Origin of the sequence: Bosea sp. 29B (assembly GCF_902506165.1) — a bacterium.
In the GTDB taxonomy this organism is placed as follows: Bacteria; Pseudomonadota; Alphaproteobacteria; order Rhizobiales; family Beijerinckiaceae; genus Allobosea.
In genome coordinates, this window is record NZ_LR733817.1 from 5,855,457 (window position 1) to 5,870,630 (window position 15,174).

The following is a 15,174-nucleotide window of genomic DNA, read 5'->3' on the forward strand; positions in this document are numbered from 1 at the left end:
TTCAGCGCGCGAGGATGAGGCCGAGACCCCAACGGATGACCGTGTCGGTGAAGAGGAAGAACAGGCTCGACATGAGCACCATCAGCAACACCAGGCCGGTGGTGATCAGCGTCTCGCGGCGCGAGGGCCAGGTCACCTTGGAGGCCTCGTTGCGCACCTCCTGCAGGAACTGGAAAGGATTCGTCTTCGCCATCGGGCTCGTCACCTCGGTTCCGGATCGCCACTTTCGGGCGGTGATTCGGCGGTCCTGAAAGATTCGCGGCGCGGGGCTCAGGGAGCCGCGCGCCGTCGTTAGGGGCTTCTTACAACGCGAAAGCTCGCTCGCCAAGCGGTTTTAAAACCGCTCTGGTCAAGCCCGCTCGGCAGCGATCAGCAGGAAGGCCGGCCGCTCGCGCTCCCTGGCCCAGTCGGGCTCGGCGGCGATCTGCTCTCGCGTCGGCCCCCACTCCTCGACATGCCCCAAGCGAAGGCCGAGCCCGACCAGCAGGTTGAGATAGGTACCGAGCATGCGGTGCTGCTTGACGACGCCATCGGCAAGCCAGTCGGTGACGCGCTTGCCCTCGTCGAGATAGACCCCGACCGGCCAGACCGGCAGGCCCGAAGCGTCCTCGCTCCAGAGCTGGTGACGCGGCGCCGTCATGATCGGATGCTCGACCGAGAAGACGAAGCGCCCTCCCGGCTTCAGTGCCCGCGCGACGCGGCCGAACACCGCCGGCAGATCAACGAGATAATGGAACGCGAGCGAGGAATAGATCAGGTCGAAACGCTCGGCCGGCGGCTCGTAAGCCTCGAGATCGGCCTGCTCATAGCGGACACTTGCCGCTGAAGTCTCCGCCCTCGCCCGCGCCAGCATGCGCTCGGAGACGTCGACGCCGACGATCTCCGCCGCGCCCTCGCTCGCCGCGAAGCGGCAGAACCAGCCGAATCCGCAGCCGAGATCGAGCACATTGCGTCCAGCGAGCGGCGGCAGCAAAGCGCGCAGCGCGGGCCATTCCGGCGCGCCGTCGAGCCCGCGCTGCGAGCGCGGCAACTGGCTGTAGTTCTGGAAGAAGCCGGCGTCGTCGTAGATGTTCTGGGTCATCTCGAATCTGACGAGCGGCTGGCAGGGGCGGTAGGGCTCGAACCTACGACAACCGGTTTTGGAGACCGGTACTCTACCAACTGAGCTACACCCCTGTAGTCCGGCTGTGCTTTGCCCGAACCTCACGGCATTTTCAAGTCGAAATCGCAATCGGCTCGTTCGAAGTTGACTCATATCCTCAGCCGACCACGGCAAAGCCCCGCGGATTCAGCATATTTCGCCGAAGGCCGATCACGGAGGAGTTGTTTCTGGAAGTGGCCGCACAGCGATAAAAGGCGGCGCTACCCGCCGCCTTTCCGAACAATGACCCCGGTTGGTCGCTTACTTAGGCAGGCGGCCGATGATCTTCTGCTTGCCGTCGACCACCTCGGCCAGGAAGCTCTCGCGCTGGACGTCGCCCTTCGCGTCGAAGGTCGTCTCCATCAGGATGCCGGGCTCCTCCTCCGGCCTGATCGTCGCGCCGTGCAAGGTCGCTGCGACCTTGGTCGGCTCGAACTTGCCTAGCTTCTCCGTCGCCCATTTCACCGCATGGACGGCCATGTAGCCCTTGATGCCGTTATGGTCGGGCACGAACTTGAAGCGCGCCTCGAAGCGCTTGCCGAAATCCTGCAGAGCGGGGATCGGCGCATCGACGGTCTGGCCGACATGGCCGCGCACGCCATCGGCTGCCTTGCCCGCGAGCTCGATCACCTTCTGGCTCAGGATCGTGGTCTCGCCGATCACCGGCTTGCCGACATTCTGGTCGCGCATCGCCACCAGCAGCCGGGCGCTCTCCTCCTCGTTGAGATAGACGAAGACGGCGTCGACCTGCGCGTTCTTGACCTTGATCGCCTCGCCGGCGAAATCGGCCTGGCCCTGCTCGGTCGAGAGATCGACCGGCACCTCGATGGCGCGGCTCTTCAGCTCCTTCAGGATGGCCTCGTGCCCGCCCTTGCCGAAGTCGTTGTTGACCCAGACCACCGCGACCGACTTGGCCTTGACCTGATCCTTCAGATAGGCGGCGATCTTCGGCATCGCCGCCGACTGGCTGAGCGAGGTCCGGAAGATGAAGGGATTGCCCTGGGCGGTGTAGGCCGTGCCGTCGCCGGCCGCCAACTGCGCGATCTCGGCGCGCTGTGCGATCTGCATCGAGGCCATGATCGAGCCGGTATAGACCGGCCCGAGCACCGCATGCGTGCCCTCGTCGATCGCGCGCTGCACGGCGGCCCGCGCATTGGCCGGGTTGGTCTGCGTGTCATAGGCGACGAGATCGATCTTGCGCCCGAGAATGCCGCCCTTGGCATTGATCTCCTCGACAGCGAGCTCGATGCCGCTCTTCCAGTTGGTGCCGGCGGTCGCGCCCGGCCCGGACAATTCGGCGATGGTGATCAGCTTCACCTTGTCCTGCGCCAGGGCTGGCGTCGCCGCCAGTGCGAGCGCCAGGGCAACAGCTTTCAGGGCGATGTTCATGGGGCTCCTCCCGAGCTTCGACGGCCGTTACAGGCTCTCAGCCGAAAGCATAGGCTCTAGGACACTGTATGCAAGATGATTTGGTAAGCCGCGCCAAGTGCTGCTGACCGTTCAGCCCGGCGCCTCGCCGCTGCGCAGCACGTCGGCATAGGCGTCCCAGGCCCGCATGATGTGCCGATGCAGGATCGAATCGAGGTCGGCCAGGCGCCCGGCCGCAAAGGCCTCGACCATCAGGTGATGCTCGGCCATGGAGCGCTCCTGCTCGCCTTCCAGCGGGACCGAGAGATGCGTGCGCAGCGCCGCAACGCGGCCGGAGACCCCGCGATAGGCGTTGCCGAGATAGCGGTTGCCGCAATGCTGGAAGAAGACCTCGTGGAAGACAGTGTCGGCCCGGGCATAGTCGCGGCGGCTGCCGTTCGCCTGCGCCGCCTCCATGGCCGCGAGCCCATCCTTCATCGCGGCCAGCGCCGCCGCCCGCGCCTTGCTCATGCATTCGCGCAGGGCCTGCGTCTCCAGCATGTAGCGGAAGACGCAGAGCTCGGAGACGTCCTCCTCGGTCGGCGCGAAGACGAAGGTGCCCTTCTTCGGCACGATCGTCACCAGCCCCTGCAATTGCAACCGCGCCAGCGCCTCGCGCACCGGCGTGCGGCTGACGCCCAGGGCCTCGCTCAGCGCCTCCTCGGACAAAGTCTCGCCAAGGCGCATCTCGGCGTCGACGATCGCATCGCGCAGACGCTCCTCGACGATGGCGACCAGTGATTTCGGCTGCTCGACCTTGAGATCAGGCATAGTTGTCACGACCCAGGAAAGCCTCGTAGCTCGGCAGGTCGAGCATGGCGGGCTCCAGCCCGCGCGTCGTGCCCGTGCGCTTCAGCTCGCGCGCAAAGGCCGCCATCATATGGGCGTAGGCCAGGGTCGAGGCCACCGGATAGCTCAGCACTTTGAAGCCCAGCCGCTCGAAATCCGCCGTCGTCAATGGCGGCACCCTGCCCTCGACATAGTTGAACATCAGCGGCGCCTCGATCTCGCCCAGCGCCCGCTTCATCTCCTCCTCCGACTGCAGCATCTCCAGCAGCACGAGATCGGCGCCGGCCTTCGCATAGGCCTTGCCGCGCGCGATCGCCTCGTCGAGGCCGAGCGGCAGCCTGGCATCCGAACGGCCGATGATCAGGAAATCCGGATCGCGCCGGGTCGCGACAGCGATGCGGATCTTCTCGGCGTGCTCCTCGGGCGTCACCAGCGCCAGCCCCTTCATCGCGCCGCAGCGCTTGGGCGTGACCTGGTCCTCGAGATGGATCGCGGCGACGCCTGCGGCCTCGTATTCGGCGACGGTGCGGGCAACGTTGTTGAGGTTGCCATAGCCGGTATCGGCATCGGCGATCAGCGGGACCCTGATCGCTGCAGCGAGCGCTCGGCCACGCGCCACCATCTCGGTCATGGTCAGGAGGCCGATATCGGGCGCGCCGATCAGGCTGGCGGAGAGGCCGTTGCCGGTCATGTAGACCGCCTCGAACCCGGCCTGCTCGATCGCCCTGGCGCCGATGGCGTCATGGCAGCCCGGCGCGACGACGAGGCCGGGCTGGCGCAGCCTGTCGGCAAGCGAATGGCGGGGACTCATCGCGATCTCCAGTCCGTATGCAAGATACAGGAAGCTGACACGGGACGCTCCGTGACGCCAGCCCTACCCCTCTGCGCCCACGGACCGAGGAATGCTGGAATCAAAAAGGGCGGCGTTGCCGCCGCCCTTTCCCAAATCGCTATGCGCGTCGATCAGGCGATGATCGAAGCGACGACGCCGGCGCCGCAAAGTTTGCGGTTTCCGCGAACGTCGTTGTTGCTTCGATCAAGCGATGATCGAAGCAACAACTCCTGCTCCAACCGTGCGTCCGCCTTCGCGGATGGCGAAGCGCAGCTTCTCTTCCATCGCGATCGGCACGATCAGGTGGACTTCCATGGTGATGTTGTCACCAGGCATCACCATCTCGGTGCCCTCGGGCAGGTGCACCACGCCGGTCACGTCCGTCGTGCGGAAGTAGAACTGCGGGCGGTAGTTGGTGAAGAACGGGGTGTGGCGGCCGCCCTCCTCCTTGGTCAGGATGTAGGCCTCGGCCTTGAACTTGGTGTGCGGCTTGACCGAACCCGGCTTGCACAGGATCTGGCCGCGCTCGACGTCCTCGCGCTTGGTGCCGCGCAGCAGCGCGCCGATGTTGTCGCCCGCCTGGCCCTGGTCCAGCAGCTTGCGGAACATCTCGACGCCGGTCACGGTCGTCTTCACCGTGTCCTTCAGGCCGACGATCTCGATTTCCTCGCCGACCTTGACGATGCCGCGCTCGACGCGGCCGGTCACCACCGTGCCGCGGCCCGAGATCGAGAACACGTCCTCGACCGGCATCAGGAAGGGCTGGTCGATCGGGCGCTCAGGCTGCGGGATGTAGTCGTCGACCGTCTTCATCAGCGCGATCACCGCATCATGCCCGATCTCCGGGGTGACGCCGTCCAGCGCGGCCTTGGCCGAGCCCTTGGTGATCGGGATGTCGTCGCCCGGGAAGTCGTACTTCGACAGAAGTTCGCGGATCTCCATCTCGACCAGCTCGAGCAGCTCGGCGTCGTCGACCAGATCGACCTTGTTCATGAACACCACCAGCGCGGGAACGCCGACCTGGCGCGCCAGCAGGATGTGCTCGCGGGTCTGCGGCATCGGGCCGTCGGCAGCCGACACCACCAGGATCGCGCCGTCCATCTGCGCCGCGCCGGTGATCATGTTCTTCACATAGTCGGCGTGCCCGGGGCAGTCGACGTGGGCATAGTGGCGGGCAGGCGTCTCGTACTCGACGTGAGCCGTCGAGATCGTGATGCCGCGCGCCTTCTCTTCCGGCGCCTTGTCGATCTGGTCATACGCCGTGAACGACGCGCCGCCGGACTCAGCCAGAACCTTCGTGATCGCCGCCGTCAACGACGTCTTGCCATGGTCAACGTGACCAATCGTGCCGATGTTGCAGTGCGGCTTCGTCCGAGCAAACTTCTCTTTGGCCATGACACCTTAGTTCCTGACGACGCCCGCGCAGGGCCGGAAAACGCGGTCGCATTAGGGCGTTTTGGGGCGCGATGCAAGCTGGAGGGCATCAGGGCGACACGCAACCGCCGCAAGCGGCATGGCATCGACCGTTTCCGGTACTATGCTGCCCTCTCTTCTACCGGCGCTCCACGCGATGAGGCGTCCCGCTGCTCTTTAGCGAAACGGCTGCAATCCGCCGGGTGCGAGGCGGAACAGCATACGACTGACCGGATAATCGTCCTTCATCGCAGCGATCTCTCGCAAGGCCGCGACGGCTTTCGGATCGTCGCCATCGCCGAAGGCGAGCACGCTGCGCCCCGGCATGGCGATCACGACCGTCTTCGGCAGACGGGGAATGTACTTCCAGGGATTCGGCAGCAGGAGCAGCGAGACGGTGTAGTCCGACGGCTTGAAGTCGAAGGCGCGGATCGCACCGCGAACGAGGATATCAAACGTCCTGGCGCGGCGTTCGAGATTGGCGAGCGCCGCCTCGAACACGTCCGCATCGCTCAGGCCATAGCGCCGCCCCTCGCCCACCGAAACGAAACGGGTGATGCGCGGCAGATCCTGCGCCGGCACGACGATGACGTCGCCGGCGAGCGGCAGATGCAGCAGCTTGCCCTCGGGCACGCCCTGCTTGCGGGCGAGCGCCGCGAACTCCTCGACATAAGAGCGGTTCTTGAGGACAGGCAGCAGCGCATCGCGGAAGCGGGCGATCTCCGCCGGGCTGGGCTTGTTCGGGTCGCCATTGGCCGCGACCCGGTCGAGCTTCTGCAAGAGGCTGTCGAAGCCCCGCTGCCTTCCGGCTGCATCGGGCTCGGCGTTGAGCTGGGCCGACAGTCTCGCCAGCCCGAAGCGCATCTCGGTGCCGCCGGCCATGACGACGAAGTCGCCGCCATCGACACGCGCGCTGCTGATGCCGGTCCGCCCGCGACTGGCCGCCTGCAGCAGCTCCGCCAATTCGGCCTCGCTGATCAGACGGGCCTCGTTCAACCGTGCCCGATCCAGCGCCCCCACAGGCGCAATCAAGCCCGCCAGGCACAGCAATGCCAGCAGGAACGCACGCAACGCGCTGCCCATGAGGCCCCCACCCCATACGTCACGAGTCAATGCTCGCACACAACCTGAGCGAGAGCAATGACGCAACGGCACTCGCCCTGGAAGAGGCTGGCGTGCGACACCGGCCGCGGCTTAAGAGAACTCTCCTACTCGTTCAGGATCATCCCATGACCGAACCCAAGCCCGGCCCGCGCATCGCCATCACCTATTGCAGCATGTGCAACTGGCTGCTCCGCTCCGCCTGGATGGCGCAGGAGCTGTTGCAGACCTTCGGCCAGGATCTCGGCGAGGTCGTGCTGATCCCGCGCACCGGCGGCATCTTCCAGATCCACTATGACGGCGATCTGATCTGGGATCGCACCGTCGATGGCGGCTTCCCGGATGTGAAGCAGCTCAAGCAGCGCGTGCGCGACCGGCTCGATCCCGAGCGCGATCTTGGCCATCTCGACGACCACAAGAAGAAGCTCGTGCAGGGCTGATCAGAGCCCACACCTGGCATGGGCCTGAAGGCCACCCGGAGGCCTTCTCGAAACTCGCTCCGGCGAGTCGGCTGGCGGTGTTTTCGAGAACCGGAGCGCAGCGGACATTGGTCCGTGAGCACCGGAAGCGCAGAAAACGCCGTCAGACGGCCGCTGGAGTAGAGTTTCGGGGCGGCCTCAGATGCCGCCGCCGCAATCGCCGGCCAGGATCTGGTCCATCGAGCGCGAAGGCTCGGCGCAGCCGGCCTCGCCCACCACCTTCGCCGGCACGCCGGCGACGGTGGTGTTGCGCGGCACCGCCGCGAGCACGACCGAGCCGGCGGCAACCCGAGCGCACTGTCCCACTTCGATATTCCCAAGAATCTTGGCGCCGGCGCCGATTAGCACGCCCTTGCGGATCTTGGGGTGGCGGTCGCCGCCCTGCTTGCCGGTGCCGCCCAAGGTCACGTCCTGCAGCATCGAGACATTGTCCTCGATCACCGTGGTCTCGCCGACGACGAGGCCGGTGGCATGGTCGAGGAAGATGCCCTTGCCGATCTTCGCGGCCGGGTTGATGTCGGTCTGGAACACTTCCGACGAGCGGCTCTGCAGATAGAGCGCGAAGTCGCGCCGATCCTGCCGCCACAGCCAGTTCGCCAGGCGGTGCGTCTGCAGCGCGTGGAAACCCTTGAAATAGAGCACCGGCTCGATCAGCCGATAGCAGGCGGGGTCGCGGTCGAGCACGGCGAGAACGTCGGCGCGAATGCCCTGCCCGATCTCAGGATCGGCGTCGATCGCCTCGTCGAAGGCCTGCGCAATCAGTTCGGCCGGCACGGCGCCATGGCCGAGACGCGCCGCGATGCGATGCCCCACCGCCGCCTCGAAGCTCGGCTGGTTCGAGATCGTCGCCAGGATGAAGCTCGCCATCGCCGGCTCGCTCACGATCGCCTGCTCGGCCTCGTTGCGCAGCCGCGACCAGACGGGATCGACGCGGTCGAGGCCGGTGGCGGGATCGCGGATCTCGATATTCGGGCGCCCGGATGGCATGGCGTTCTCCGCTACGGTTCGCTCGTAGATCAATCTGGTGCGATCAGCTCGCGCCAGAGCACGTGGTGCCGCCTTCTAGCTGAATCAAGCCGCGAAGAACAAGAATCGATTTGCGAGGCAATAGTCACAAGCCATTGTCGTAGAATAATATTCTACTTGAGGAGAATTTTATTCTACGGACGACGAGCCAGAAACTCGACGACTGCCTGCTTGTGGGTGCGATCGCCGACCGCGAGATTATGGTCGCGCCCTTCGATGGCAAAGCTTTGCGCGCCCGGGATCAGCGCCGCCAGCTCCGGACCGGAGCCGGAGACGTCGTCCTTCGTGCCGACGCTGACCAGGGTCGGCACGGCGATCTGGCCGACCTCTTCCTTGCTCAGCGTCTGGCGCGTACCGCGAATGCACGCCGCGAGGGCCCGCAGGTCGCTGCCGGTGTTCTCGGCGAAGGCGCGGAACATGCGCTGCATCGGGTCGGTCAGATCGGCGAGCGAAGGCGCCTCCATCGCATCGGCGATGCCGAGCGGCAGCCCGACGCCCTCGACGAGATGAATGCCGAGCCCACCGAGCAGGAGCGAGCGCACGCGCTCGGGGTGGGCGAGCGTCAGATGCGAGGAAATCCGCGCACCCATCGAATAGCCCATAATGTCGGCGCGCTCGATCGAGAGATGGTCCATCAGCCGGCGCGCATCCTCGGCCATGATGTTCGAGTGATAGGCCTCGGGATCATAGAGCTTCTGGCTGCGGCCATGGCCGCGATTGTCGTAGAGCACGACACGCCGGCCGGCATGGGTCAGCGTCTTCGTCCACTGCGTGTTGACCCAGTTGACCGCATGGCTCGAGCCGAAGCCATGGATCAGCACGATCGGATCGCCACTACCTTCACCGGTCGGGGCGAAGTCGAGATAGGCGATGGACACGCCGTCGGAATCGAATGTCTGCATCGGCCCTGCCGCCAAGCTGCTCTGATCTGAGGATTGGTCTGCCACGACGCAGGGAATTTGGGTAGCGTCCTCGCATATGGGCACTGGTCGTCCCGGGCGGAGCGAAGCGGAGACCCGGGACCCATGCCTGAACCTCATTCGGAAAAGCTCCGGCATGGATCCCGGATCTTCGCTGCGCTCCGTCCGGGATGACTCGCGCAAGTTGATGAAAGGTGCCCGCCCCTTTCCGCGACGCCGCGCGCCGCTTATGACGAGACCATGAGCGAGCAAGCCCAATCCTCGGCCGGCGGCCGTATCGAACTGGTCGACCTGGCCCGCGGCATCGCGCTGCTCGCGATGTTCGTCTACCACTTCGCCTATGATCTCTCCTACTTCCGGCTGATTCGGGTCGATGTCGTCAGCGACCCCGCCTGGCGCGCCTTTGCCCGGCTGATCGCCGGCTCCTTCCTGGCGATCGTCGGCTTCAGCCTGGTCCTGGCGACCCAAAAGGGCTTCGACCGCGGCAATTATCTGCGCCGTGTCGCCCTGATCGCCTGCGCTGCGATCCTCGTCACCTCCGCCACCTGGTTCGCACTGCCGGACGTCTTCATCTTCTTCGGCATCCTCCACCACATCGCGCTGGCGAGCGTGCTGGCCCTGCCCTTCCTGTTCCTGCCGACACTGGTCATCGCCATCACGGCGGTCATCGTCTTCGCCCTGCCCTTCATCCTCGGTAGTGGCGTCTTCACGCAGGACTGGCTGTCCTTCCTCGGCTTCGGCCCCTGGCCGCTTACTGCCGATTTCGTTCCGGTCTTCCCCTGGTTCGGCTGTGTGCTCGCGGGCATGGTGCTGGCGCGGACAGCTCTGCCGAAGGCGCTGGGCAGTGGCTGGGCGAACTGGCGGGCGACCTCCACTCCGGCCAAGATCATCGTCCTCGGCGGCCGCAACAGCCTGTTCGTCTATCTCGTCCACCAGCCGCTCTTCATCGGCGCGCTGTTCCTGTTCATGCAGGCGACCGGGCATATGGCCGCGAAGCTGCCGGACGCCGAAGCCGTGCCGTTCCTGACCGCCTGCCAGCGTTCCTGCACCGGTACCGGCACGCCGAAGGAGATCTGCGAGCGCGTCTGCGGCTGCTCGATGGACGGGCTCAAGCAGGCGAATCTCTGGGTCAAGGCAATGGCCGACGCGCTCAGTCCGGCGGAAACCGAGCAGGCTCGCGGGATCGGCCAGAGCTGCGCCCGCCAACCCTGATCGCCTCGCCGCGCGCAGCGGCGACAGGTCACGGCAGCATCGAAGCCGATCTGTCGCGCACACGCTGGCGCGGCCCGCCACGAGCGATTATGGTGCCGCCCAAATCGCAAGGACGAGAGCTATGGCCGATCACGGCACCCCGCATTTCCACAATGATCCCGGCGTCGCCGTGATCCATGTCGGCGCGCGCGAGTTCATGTGCATCGGCGCCAAGCCGCCGTTCGACCATCCGCACGTCTTCCTCGACATGGGTTCGGACGATGAGATCGTCTGCCCCTATTGCTCGACGCTGTTCAAATACGAGCCGTCGATCGGCCATGGCCATTGCAAGCCGGCCGAGTGCGAGTACCACGACACCGCCGCCAAGGCGGCGTGAGGACATCCTGCCGGGGGCGCGGCAGGACATGACATCATGGCCACTCTCCCGATCCTCATCGCGGGCGCCGGCATCGGCGGCTTGACCGCCGCGATCGCCCTCGCCCGCCGCGGCATTCCCGTCGCCATCGCCGAGAAGCGCACCCGTTTCGACGAGGCCGGCGCCGGCATCCAGGTCTCGCCCAATGCCGGGCGCGTGCTGGAATCGCTCGATCTCGGCCTGGCCCTGCGCCGCGCCGCGATTCGGCCCGAGGCACTGGCGATCGGCCATTGGGGCGGCGGCAAGCCGCTGCTCGCCATGCCCTTCGCGCCGCCGGTCGAGGACGCGACGCCGTCGCGCTCGCTGAAGCGGGCCGACCTGCACCAGCTCCTGCTCGATTCGGCCCGGACCTTGCCGAACATCCGCTGGATCATCGGCCGCGGCCTCGTCGATGCGCATGAAACGGAAGCAGGCGTCGCGGTCACGCTCGGCAGCGAGAGCGGTGGAACCGAGACGGTCGAAGCCATGGCCCTGATCGGCGCCGACGGCCTCTGGTCGCGCGCCCGCGCCCTCGTCGGCGATACAACCGAGCCCGGCTTCACCGGCTGGGAGGCCTGGCGTTCCTTGATTCCCGCGGAAGGCTTGCCGGATGCGCTACGCCGCCCGGCGGTGGCGCTGCATCTCGGCTCAGCCCGCCATGCGGTGCATTACCCCGTCTCCGGCGGCAAGGAGATCAACCTCGTCCTGATCCGCGCCGCACGCGAGGCGCAGGCAGGCTGGTCGCGCGAGGGCGAGGCCTCGCAACTGACCGAGATCGCCGGCAATGCCGGCCCCGGCCTGCGCGAACTGATCGAGCGCGCCCCGAACTGGCGGATCTGGTCGCTCTACGACCGTGCGCCCGCCCGGATGGCGAAGGGCCGCATCGCTTTGCTCGGTGACGCCGCCCATCCGATCCTGCCCTTCCTCGCCCAGGGCGCCGCCCTGGCGATCGAGGACGCCGCCGTTCTCGCGCACGAGCTCGCGACAAGACTGGCGAGCGAAGGTGCATCGTCGGTGCCAGCGGCGCTGGCCGCCTATGCCAAGGCGCGCGGCGAGCGCGCGGCGCGGGTCCAGCAGGCCAGCCGCAAGAATGGCGAGGCCTACCATCTCGGCCGCCCGTGGAGCTTCGCGCGCGACTTCGCAATGCGCCGCATGGGCCCCGACGGCATGCGCCAGCGCCATGCCTGGATCTACGACTGGCGCGCGCCGGGCTGACGAAATCGTCATCGCTTCGGCTCGGCTGATCTCGTCAACGCCGCATTCGCTTCCTAGATTGTCCGCGGGTGACACGAAACGAAACGAGCCAATGATCCGTATCGACCTCAACAATGCCGCCAGTGCCCGCCTGGTCCGCTTGCCCCGCTGGGCGAGCTGGCTGGTCATGGCCGGAGCCTTTGTCGTCGGCGTGCTGATTTTCCTGGTCGCGGCTAGCCTGGCACTGATCCTCGTGCCGCTGGTCATCGCCGGCGGCGCCTTCGCCGCCTGGCAGATGCGCCGCCGCATGCGCGCGGCCGGCATCGATCCGCAGAACCCCTCCGAGCGCAGGCAGCCCGAGACCGCGCGCGGCGAGATCGTCGACGCCGAATACCGGGTGATCGAGCCCGGCGAGCGGCGCTAGACCGGAGCCCGCGCGGCCAGTTCGGCCCGCAGCCGGACATTCTCCGCTTCCAGCTCTTCGAGCCGCTGCCGGACCGGCGCGAGCGCCGGCGCCAGCTCGGCCTCACTGAAGCGCGGCGTGATGTGCTGCGGGCAATTCCAGTCGAAGGCCTCGACCTTGATGGTGACGCCGCGCTCCGGCACGGCGCGATAACCCGGCACGATCAGGCGCTGCACCAGCTCAGGCTCGGCCGCGAGATCATGGAAGCGCGCCCGCCCGAAAATTTTCAATCGCGCCCGGTGGCCGTAGTCCATCAGGAACAGGCAGAGCCGATCGTCGGCGCTGAGGTTGCCGAGGCTGAGATATTGCCGATTGCCGCGCAGGTCGGCGAAGCCGAGCGTCGTCTCGTCGAGCACGCGCAGGAAGCCAGCCGGCCCGCCGCGATGCTGCAGATAGGGCCAGCCCGTCTCCGACACGCTCGCAAGATAGAAGGAATCGCGCGCCGCGATGAAGCCAGCCTCGGCCTCGCCGAGCCGGTCATTATGCGGCTCGCCCTCTTCCTGCCTGGCATAGGCGCGCCGGCTGCCTTGCGCCTCCTGCGCCGCCTTCACGGCTGGTGTCGTCGCGATCTCGAGAAAACGGTGGGTCATCACATCGCTCCGCAAGGATGGCTGCCGGGCATCGCCCGGAGTAGCGACGCCGATATCAGCGCCCGTCGCCATGCCGAGGTATCGGCCGAGTGCGTTCTTGCCCTTCGGCCGTCGCCGGCCGAAGGGCCCATGCCAAGCGTCAGGCCGCTTCGGCAGCGAGCACGACCGGAAAGTCGATATCGGTTTCGGCGAGGTTGTTGAGGTAGTTGGTGAAGACGTTGACGGCGACGAGCCCGACGATCTCGATCAGCTGCGCCTCGCTGAAGCCGGCACTGCGAATCTCGGCCAGCTCGGCATCGCTGACCCGCCCTCGCGTCTCGACGATGCGCAGCGCAAAGCGCAGCGCCGCGTCCGATCGCGGATCGCTGGAGCCGCCGGCGCGATTGCGGGCGATCTCGGCGACGTCGAGCTTAGCCAGATTGGCGCCGAGATAGCTGTGCGCCGACAGGCAATAGTCGCAGCCATTGCTCTGCGCGACGGCAAGCGCGACGCTTTCACGCAAACGGCCATTGAGCGTGCGGCCGAGCGCGCCGTTCAAGCCGAGAAAACCTTCGAGAGCCGCCGGGCTCTGAGCCAGCAAGCGGAACAGATTAGGCACCGAGCCGAGTTGCTTCTCGACGGCATCGAGTAACGGCCGCGCTGCTTCGGGCGCCTCGGCGCGCGAGGGAATGGCGATACGGGACATGGTGGTCTCCTGAGACTGGCAGCGGCCGATCATTGGCAGCCATCAGGATATGTCCCTGCACGCCTGGAAAAATAATCAGCGGACCAAGCAGTTCAGAATTCCATTTCCTGAAACAATCTGGATCAGCCCATCAGCTTCAGCAACACGACTCCCGCCGCCGCGCAAGCAGCCAGCACCGGCACCATGCCAAGCTTGAAGCGCAGCAGCGCAATCATCGCCACCGCCGCCAGCAGCGCGGCCCGCCAGTCGAGCGAGGCCAGAACCGGCAGGTCCGGCGCCAGCGGCCCTATAACGACGGGCCGCACGACCTTGAACAGCACATGCAGGCCAAACCAGAGCGCGAGATTGGCGATGACGCCGACGACCGCGGCGGTGATCGCGGTCAGCGCCGCCGAGAGCGCCCTGTTGCCGCGCAGGGCTTCGATGTAGGGCGCGCCGAGGAAGATCCAGAGGAAGCAGGGCGCGAAGGTGACCCAGACCGTCAGCAAACCACCGAGGCTGCCGGCGACGAGCGGATCGAGCCCGCCATGCCCGCGCCAGGCGGCGAGGAAGCCGGTGAACTGCAGCACCAGGATCAACGGTCCCGGCGTCGTCTCGGCAAGGCCGAGCCCGTCGACCATCTCGCCGGCGACGAGCCAGCCATAGGTCTCGACCGCCGCCTGCGCGACATAGGCCAGCACGGCATAGGCGCCGCCGAAGGTGACGACCGCCATGGCGCTGAAGAAGGCGCCGATCTGGGTGAAGACGTTGCCGCTTCCGAGCAGCGCCCACAGCAACACCACAGGCCCGAGCCAGAGCGGCAGCCAGAGCGCCAGCACCTTGAGTGCCCTCCCCGTCGAGGGCTCGGCATGGGAAAGCTCGCCGCGCTCGAACATCAGGTCGACCACGCCCTTGAACTCCGGCGCGCCATCCTTGCCGGCATGACCGCCGCCGCCGAACAGCGCCGGCGCCCAGCGATTGCCGAGCCAGCCGACCAGCCCGGCGCAGAAGATCACCAGCGGGAACGGCGCCTTGAGCAGGAAGAGAGCGAGGAAGGCGGCGATCGCGATCGCGATCATCGCCTGGTTCTTCAGCGCCCGCCGGCTGATCCTGAGGCCCGCCTCGACGACGATGGCGAGCACCGCCGCCTTGACGCCGAAGAAGATCGCATCGACCAGCGGAACCTGGCGATAGAGCACGTAGAGCAAAGAGAGGCCCCACATCACCAGCGCGCCCGGCAGGATGAAGAGCAAACCGGCGATCAGCCCGCCGATCGTCCGGTGCATCAGCCAGCCGATATAGGTGGCGAGCTGCTGCGCCTCGGGGCCGGGCAGCAGCATGCAGTAGTTGAGCGCATGCAGGAAACGGCGCTCGCCGATCCAGCGGCGCTCGTCGACCAGCTCCTTGTGCATCAGGGCGATCTGCCCGGCCGGCCCGCCGAAGGAAAGCAGGCCGATCTTGAGCCACACCCGTGTCGCCTCGGCGAGGGTCGGCGTGGCGGGGGCGGCCATCGCCGCCCCTTCGTTGATTGCAGTCGTCATCGCCCGGT

17 protein-coding genes and 1 tRNA gene are annotated in these 15,174 nt (G+C 66.7%); 5 read left to right on the top strand and 13 right to left on the bottom strand.

Going from position 1 to position 15,174, the window contains the following annotated elements; translation table 11 throughout:
* Window position 1 precedes the first annotated feature (1 nt).
* From secE to GV161_RS28450, 8 genes are all read right to left on the bottom strand, one after another.
* The gene (gene secE / locus GV161_RS28415) at window positions 2-193 is read right to left on the bottom strand and encodes a preprotein translocase subunit SecE (protein ID WP_152013666.1); all 192 of its coding nucleotides are present in this window, start codon (window positions 191-193) and stop codon (window positions 2-4) included.
* Window positions 194-349: 156 nt separating this feature from the next.
* A complete protein-coding gene (locus GV161_RS28420; protein ID WP_152013665.1) occupies window positions 350-1,081 on the bottom strand; it encodes a class I SAM-dependent methyltransferase in 732 nt (243 codons plus the stop codon).
* Between the two features lie 19 nt (window positions 1,082-1,100).
* Window positions 1,101-1,176: transfer RNA gene (locus GV161_RS28425), tRNA-Trp, on the bottom strand.
* Window positions 1,177-1,402: 226 nt separating this feature from the next.
* Window positions 1,403-2,530, bottom strand: coding sequence for an ABC transporter substrate-binding protein (locus GV161_RS28430; protein ID WP_152013664.1), 1,128 nt, complete (start codon window positions 2,528-2,530; stop codon window positions 1,403-1,405).
* A 111-nt stretch (window positions 2,531-2,641) separates the two neighbouring features.
* On the bottom strand, window positions 2,642-3,319 hold the full coding sequence (locus GV161_RS28435) for a GntR family transcriptional regulator (RefSeq protein WP_152013663.1): 678 nt from the start codon (window positions 3,317-3,319) through the stop codon (window positions 2,642-2,644).
* A complete protein-coding gene (locus tag GV161_RS28440) occupies window positions 3,312-4,148 on the bottom strand; it encodes an isocitrate lyase/PEP mutase family protein (RefSeq protein WP_152013662.1) in 837 nt (278 codons plus the stop codon). Before GV161_RS28440 ends, GV161_RS28435 begins: the two co-directional genes overlap by 8 nt.
* A gap of 225 nt (window positions 4,149-4,373) precedes the next feature.
* Window positions 4,374-5,564, bottom strand: a complete 1,191-nt coding sequence (gene tuf / locus GV161_RS28445; protein WP_100962336.1) for an elongation factor Tu — start codon at window positions 5,562-5,564, stop codon at window positions 4,374-4,376.
* A gap of 195 nt (window positions 5,565-5,759) precedes the next feature.
* Window positions 5,760-6,578 carry a hypothetical protein gene (locus GV161_RS28450; protein WP_152013661.1) on the bottom strand — a complete coding sequence of 273 codons (819 nt, stop codon included), beginning with the start codon at window positions 6,576-6,578 and terminating at the stop codon, window positions 5,760-5,762.
* A gap of 233 nt (window positions 6,579-6,811) precedes the next feature.
* Between GV161_RS28450 and GV161_RS28455 the strand changes: the two genes are divergently transcribed.
* Complete coding sequence (locus GV161_RS28455; RefSeq protein WP_126110461.1) at window positions 6,812-7,123, top strand: SelT/SelW/SelH family protein; 312 nt, start codon at window positions 6,812-6,814, stop codon at window positions 7,121-7,123.
* Between the two features lie 177 nt (window positions 7,124-7,300).
* Here GV161_RS28455 and cysE read toward each other — a convergent pair whose 3' ends face one another.
* Both cysE and GV161_RS28465 read right to left on the bottom strand, forming a co-directional pair.
* Window positions 7,301-8,149 (bottom strand): serine O-acetyltransferase, encoded by an 849-nt coding sequence (gene cysE / locus GV161_RS28460; RefSeq protein WP_152013660.1) that lies wholly within the window; start codon window positions 8,147-8,149, stop codon window positions 7,301-7,303.
* Between the two features lie 173 nt (window positions 8,150-8,322).
* The gene (locus GV161_RS28465) at window positions 8,323-9,090 is read right to left on the bottom strand and encodes an alpha/beta hydrolase (protein ID WP_152013659.1); all 768 of its coding nucleotides are present in this window, start codon (window positions 9,088-9,090) and stop codon (window positions 8,323-8,325) included.
* A 258-nt stretch (window positions 9,091-9,348) separates the two neighbouring features.
* Here GV161_RS28465 and GV161_RS28470 point away from each other — a divergent pair, with 258 nt between their 5' ends.
* The 4 genes from GV161_RS28470 to GV161_RS28485 all read left to right on the top strand — a co-directional run bounded on the left by GV161_RS28470 (window position 9,349) and on the right by GV161_RS28485 (window position 12,332).
* Entirely contained in the window at window positions 9,349-10,320 is a 972-nt protein-coding gene (locus GV161_RS28470; protein WP_152013657.1) for a heparan-alpha-glucosaminide N-acetyltransferase, read from the top strand.
* 121 nt (window positions 10,321-10,441) lie between these two features.
* Window positions 10,442-10,696 (top strand): zinc-finger domain-containing protein, encoded by a 255-nt coding sequence (locus tag GV161_RS28475; protein ID WP_152013656.1) that lies wholly within the window; start codon window positions 10,442-10,444, stop codon window positions 10,694-10,696.
* A 36-nt stretch (window positions 10,697-10,732) separates the two neighbouring features.
* Window positions 10,733-11,929: an FAD-dependent monooxygenase gene (locus tag GV161_RS28480; RefSeq protein WP_152013655.1), complete on the top strand. Its 1,197-nt coding sequence runs from the start codon at window positions 10,733-10,735 to the stop codon at window positions 11,927-11,929.
* A 91-nt stretch (window positions 11,930-12,020) separates the two neighbouring features.
* The gene (locus tag GV161_RS28485) at window positions 12,021-12,332 is read left to right on the top strand and encodes a hypothetical protein (protein WP_152013654.1); all 312 of its coding nucleotides are present in this window, start codon (window positions 12,021-12,023) and stop codon (window positions 12,330-12,332) included.
* Here the strand turns inward: GV161_RS28485 and GV161_RS28490 are convergent.
* From GV161_RS28490 to chrA, 3 genes are all read right to left on the bottom strand, one after another.
* Entirely contained in the window at window positions 12,329-12,961 is a 633-nt protein-coding gene (locus GV161_RS28490; RefSeq protein WP_152013653.1) for a pyridoxamine 5'-phosphate oxidase family protein, read from the bottom strand. The two genes, GV161_RS28485 and GV161_RS28490, sit on opposite strands and share 4 nt — an antisense overlap.
* Window positions 12,962-13,100: 139 nt before the next feature.
* Window positions 13,101-13,646, bottom strand: a complete 546-nt coding sequence (locus GV161_RS28495) for a carboxymuconolactone decarboxylase family protein (RefSeq protein WP_152013652.1) — start codon at window positions 13,644-13,646, stop codon at window positions 13,101-13,103.
* A gap of 122 nt (window positions 13,647-13,768) precedes the next feature.
* Window positions 13,769-15,166, bottom strand: a complete 1,398-nt coding sequence (gene chrA / locus GV161_RS28500) for a chromate efflux transporter (RefSeq protein ID WP_152013651.1) — start codon at window positions 15,164-15,166, stop codon at window positions 13,769-13,771.
* Between the last annotated feature and the right edge of the window lie 8 nt (window positions 15,167-15,174).

Excerpts from the sequence above, each read along its gene's own strand:
- secE (WP_152013666.1), bottom strand. The coding sequence starts at position 193 with ATGGCGAAGACGAATCCTTTCCAGTTCCTGCAGGAGGTGCGCAACGAG.
- GV161_RS28420 (WP_152013665.1), bottom strand. The coding sequence starts at position 1,081 with ATGACCCAGAACATCTACGACGACGCCGGCTTCTTCCAGAACTACAGC.
- GV161_RS28430 (WP_152013664.1), bottom strand. The coding sequence starts at position 2,530 with ATGAACATCGCCCTGAAAGCTGTTGCCCTGGCGCTCGCACTGGCGGCG.
- GV161_RS28435 (WP_152013663.1), bottom strand. The coding sequence starts at position 3,319 with ATGCCTGATCTCAAGGTCGAGCAGCCGAAATCACTGGTCGCCATCGTC.
- GV161_RS28440 (WP_152013662.1), bottom strand. The coding sequence starts at position 4,148 with ATGAGTCCCCGCCATTCGCTTGCCGACAGGCTGCGCCAGCCCGGCCTC.
- tuf (WP_100962336.1), bottom strand. The coding sequence starts at position 5,564 with ATGGCCAAAGAGAAGTTTGCTCGGACGAAGCCGCACTGCAACATCGGC.
- GV161_RS28455 (WP_126110461.1), top strand. The coding sequence starts at position 6,812 with ATGACCGAACCCAAGCCCGGCCCGCGCATCGCCATCACCTATTGCAGC.
- cysE (WP_152013660.1), bottom strand. The coding sequence starts at position 8,149 with ATGCCATCCGGGCGCCCGAATATCGAGATCCGCGATCCCGCCACCGGC.
- GV161_RS28465 (WP_152013659.1), bottom strand. The coding sequence starts at position 9,090 with ATGCAGACATTCGATTCCGACGGCGTGTCCATCGCCTATCTCGACTTC.
- GV161_RS28470 (WP_152013657.1), top strand. The coding sequence starts at position 9,349 with ATGAGCGAGCAAGCCCAATCCTCGGCCGGCGGCCGTATCGAACTGGTC.
- GV161_RS28475 (WP_152013656.1), top strand. The coding sequence starts at position 10,442 with ATGGCCGATCACGGCACCCCGCATTTCCACAATGATCCCGGCGTCGCC.
- GV161_RS28480 (WP_152013655.1), top strand. The coding sequence starts at position 10,733 with ATGGCCACTCTCCCGATCCTCATCGCGGGCGCCGGCATCGGCGGCTTG.
- GV161_RS28485 (WP_152013654.1), top strand. The coding sequence starts at position 12,021 with ATGATCCGTATCGACCTCAACAATGCCGCCAGTGCCCGCCTGGTCCGC.
- GV161_RS28490 (WP_152013653.1), bottom strand. The coding sequence starts at position 12,961 with ATGACCCACCGTTTTCTCGAGATCGCGACGACACCAGCCGTGAAGGCG.
- GV161_RS28495 (WP_152013652.1), bottom strand. The coding sequence starts at position 13,646 with ATGTCCCGTATCGCCATTCCCTCGCGCGCCGAGGCGCCCGAAGCAGCG.
- chrA (WP_152013651.1), bottom strand. The coding sequence starts at position 15,166 with ATGACGACTGCAATCAACGAAGGGGCGGCGATGGCCGCCCCCGCCACG.